Genomic DNA, 2,970 nt, shown 5'->3' on the forward strand with positions numbered 1-2,970 from the left:
CCTGTACGGGCACAAGCTGAGCTGGCTCGACGCCCGTCCGTAGCCCTCACGGACGGGTGGGCACGGACCGACAGGTGGTCGTGTGGGGCGTCATGACCCGGCTCCGCCGGGCCATGACGCTTCAGACCTCGATGTACACGACGACGACCACGGTGCACAGCGCCGTGACCCAGTACAGGAGGCGTACGCGCTCGACCTCGTCCGTGTACTGGCGCAGCCGGGCACTGGTGGAGTCGCCGGGCAGTGCCTCGCCGATGTCGGGGTCGACGGGGACGACGACCAGGGCGCGGTCCAGGGCGTGGAGTTCCGCCTCGCTGGTGATGTTCTCCAGCTGCTTGGCGGCGGAGTCGGAGAACGCGATCCGGGCCCGGCGGGGTCCGTGCTGTCGGGTCATCAGGCGATGGCCGGGCGCTGCCGAGCGAGGCGGGCGAGGTGGGCCTCGCGCAGCTCCTCCCATGGGGTGCACTGCTCGGGGTCGGGCAGACCGTTGGTGGCGATGTCCTCCAGCACGGCGGCGAACCGGTCGGCGTCGGCGCGGGTCTTGGCCGCGTATGCGCGCACCGCGTCGGCGGCCGCGGGCTCCAGCTTCTGCCGGGCCGATTCTGCGGTGGCCGGCTGTTCGCTCATCGAGGACTCCAGGGCGCGTGACTGGCGTGTCTCACCACGCTACCGCCGGACGCAAGCACCGGGGACGACTCCGGCCAAGCCGGCGCCGGCCATCGGGCAACTGCGCAGACGGCGGGGCAACGTGGATGTGGGGCACGGAAACCAGCGAATTCTGCGTGGAGCTCACGTAGTTCGCTGGCTCGTGGCGGATTCCCGAAGTCGCGTGCTGATGCTCGCCTGCCCCGCCCTGGAGCCGACCGTCCCGGCCGACCCGGCTGCGGTCTCGGTCGAGTCCGGTCTCGCGGAGCGTCGTCACGCTTCAACGACAGCGCGCGGGCCATCCCAACTGGTGAGTCCGCGACGGCAGATCAGAGCGCAAGATCGTACAAGAACTGGCGTGCCAGTCTGCGCCAGTCTCTAGGGACCACCGCCCGAGGGCCCCCATCGGCGACCTCCCATGTCTATGAGATCTCGTGAAAGAGGCACCCATGACCGTCCCCACTGCGAGTCCCGCCTGTGTCGATGCGTCTGAGGTCGACAGCCGCTACAAGTTCGTCGTCGCCCTCAAGGCGAAGCTTCCGCTCGGGGTGGCGGCGAACGCGGCGTCGCACCTGTGTCTGGGACTTGCCGCCAAGGCAGCCACCGAACAGCCGGAGCTGCTGCGCAAGATGTCGTTCCTTGCGTTCTCCGACGCCGATACCGGCAGCCACGCCCCCATCTCCGGTCTCTCCCTGGTCGTTCTCGAAGGACGTCCGACCTGGGTCCGGCGGCTGCGCAACCAAGCCGATGCTGCAGGGCTGCTGTACACCGACTTCACCGCAGAGATGACCGGCGACACCTACGCGGAACAGCTGGACCGGATGAAGACCACGCCGGAGCAGGCCCTCGACTACTACGGCATCGCTGTCTTCGGGCAGCGCGATGTGCTGGACCCGCTGACCAAGAAGTTCTCCCTGCTGCACTGACCCCGGCCGATCACGAGCACGTCGCCCAGTACTCGCCCTGGGCGAGGTGGCCTCGTCGTTGCCCGGACAAGCCTCTCCGGCAAGGAGCCACCGCCTCCGTGCCGGGCAGCTTCAGCGAGCCGGCTGGGGCCTGGCATCCTCTGCCGGATCGTATGAAAGGGAAGACAAGTCGTGCCAATGGTGTCCATCGTGGCGTCGATGCTGCTGCAAGCCGGGGCGTTCGGCTACATCTCCGGGCGGCTGGAGGCCACAGCGAGCCTGACCCTTTCCTATACGGGATTCGGCGCCGCGGCCGTGCTGTTCAACGCCGCGCTGCTGGTGCGCCGGGCGCGGCGCGGACGGGCCGCCGCTTCGCCGAAGGCCACTGGGTTGCTCGCGCTGATGAACGTGGTCACCGCGATCACCTTCTCGGCTTCTACGCGGCATTGAGTTGGGTACCGTCCGCGCTCGCCACCGGGATCTAGACGGCGATCGGGCCTGCCGTCCTGGCTGTGCTCGGGCTGGCCGGGTACGGGCGGCGCGCCACCAGGCAGGGCTGGACGGCCGCCGCCGTGTTAGCTCCTGCTCGGCCTCGGCATCGCCTGGAGCTTCACCAGCATCGGCGGGATCCAGCTCTCGGCCGGGACGGTCTTCGGGCTCGTTCTCGTGGTCGGCGCCGGCGCCGGGGCCGCGGTACTGGCACTGATCTCAGCCGAGCTGGGGCGGCGCGGCATCGATCCCGTGTACGTGACCGCCCACCGCTTCCACCTCACCTACGGCACGCGTTCGTCAGCCACGCTCCGGCACTCGGCAACGCGATCACCCGTCACCAAGGATCATCCCTCGCCGACGACCGTGCCGGGGAAGGCCAGCTCGCCGAGGAGCAGGACGACCGTGAAGCCGACTCCGACCAGGGCGGCCAGGGGGAAGGCGTCGGCCCAGGCCGGGTCCGGATTGAGCCGCGCGCGGGTGAAGCGGGCGGCGAGATACGTTCCGGCGAAGATCCCGAGAACCTTGCCCGCGACCAGCCCGACGATCACTCCGAGGGGTTGGGGGGTGGTGAACACCTTGCCTTAGTGAGCGTTTGATTCTCGGTTGTCTGTTTCATTTGGATTAGCTGTCGCGCCAGTTGTGGGTGGCTTCGTGGGTGAGGCGGCGGGTCATGAGGTTGATGGCGGCGAGTTGGATCATGGCTGCGGATCGGTGGGGGTGGGTTTCGTAGTCGCGGGCCAGGCGGCGGTGGTGCATGAGCCAGCCGAGGGTGCGTTCGACGACCCAGCGGCGGGGTTGGACGTGGAAGCCGCGGGTGGTGGGGTCGCGTTGGACTGAGGTTCCCCCGAGATGCGGGAAGAGGTGACAGAGGGTCAGATGGGTCTCACGAGAGGAGCCCAGACGATGCCTGCACCGAGGAAGTACCCGC

At 68.8% G+C, this 2,970-nt stretch carries 4 protein-coding genes and 2 pseudogenes; 2 read left to right on the forward strand and 4 right to left on the reverse strand.

The features are described from left to right. Positions 1-121: 121 nt before the first annotated feature. Positions 122-394, reverse strand: coding sequence for a hypothetical protein (locus ACIGO6_RS41545; protein ID WP_399886004.1), 273 nt, complete (start codon positions 392-394; stop codon positions 122-124). After that, positions 394-627, reverse strand: coding sequence for a hypothetical protein (locus tag ACIGO6_RS41550; protein ID WP_399886006.1), 234 nt, complete (start codon positions 625-627; stop codon positions 394-396). Before ACIGO6_RS41550 ends, ACIGO6_RS41545 begins: the two co-directional genes overlap by 1 nt. Positions 628-1,094: 467 nt before the next feature. On the opposite strand from ACIGO6_RS41550, the gene ACIGO6_RS41555 reads away from it, so the two are divergent. Together ACIGO6_RS41555 and ACIGO6_RS41560 are read left to right on the forward strand one after the other, a co-directional pair. Beyond that, a complete protein-coding gene (locus tag ACIGO6_RS41555; RefSeq protein WP_399886008.1) occupies positions 1,095-1,571 on the forward strand; it encodes a DUF2000 domain-containing protein in 477 nt (158 codons plus the stop codon). A 189-nt stretch (positions 1,572-1,760) separates the two neighbouring features. Continuing rightward, positions 1,761-2,000 carry a hypothetical protein gene (locus tag ACIGO6_RS41560; protein ID WP_399886010.1) on the forward strand — a complete coding sequence of 80 codons (240 nt, stop codon included), beginning with the start codon at positions 1,761-1,763 and terminating at the stop codon, positions 1,998-2,000. A 407-nt stretch (positions 2,001-2,407) separates the two neighbouring features. Here the strand turns inward: ACIGO6_RS41560 and ACIGO6_RS41565 are convergent. Both ACIGO6_RS41565 and ACIGO6_RS41570 read right to left on the reverse strand, forming a co-directional pair. Then, positions 2,408-2,623 (reverse strand): annotated as a pseudogene (locus ACIGO6_RS41565) (Na+/H+ antiporter NhaA); the annotation flags it as partial. A 40-nt stretch (positions 2,624-2,663) separates the two neighbouring features. Next, positions 2,664-2,970 (reverse strand): annotated as a pseudogene (locus tag ACIGO6_RS41570) (hypothetical protein); the annotation flags it as partial.

The sequence above is a fragment of the Streptomyces sp. NPDC053750 genome, assembly GCF_044544295.1.
Classification (GTDB): domain Bacteria; phylum Actinomycetota; class Actinomycetes; order Streptomycetales; family Streptomycetaceae; genus Streptomyces.

What these genes read in the sequence shown, in the direction of transcription:
- ACIGO6_RS41545 (WP_399886004.1), bottom strand. Translation starts at nt 394, where the DNA reads ATGACCCGACAGCACGGACCCCGCCGGGCCCGGATCGCGTTCTCCGAC.
- ACIGO6_RS41550 (WP_399886006.1), bottom strand. Translation starts at nt 627, where the DNA reads ATGAGCGAACAGCCGGCCACCGCAGAATCGGCCCGGCAGAAGCTGGAG.
- ACIGO6_RS41555 (WP_399886008.1), top strand. Translation starts at nt 1,095, where the DNA reads ATGACCGTCCCCACTGCGAGTCCCGCCTGTGTCGATGCGTCTGAGGTC.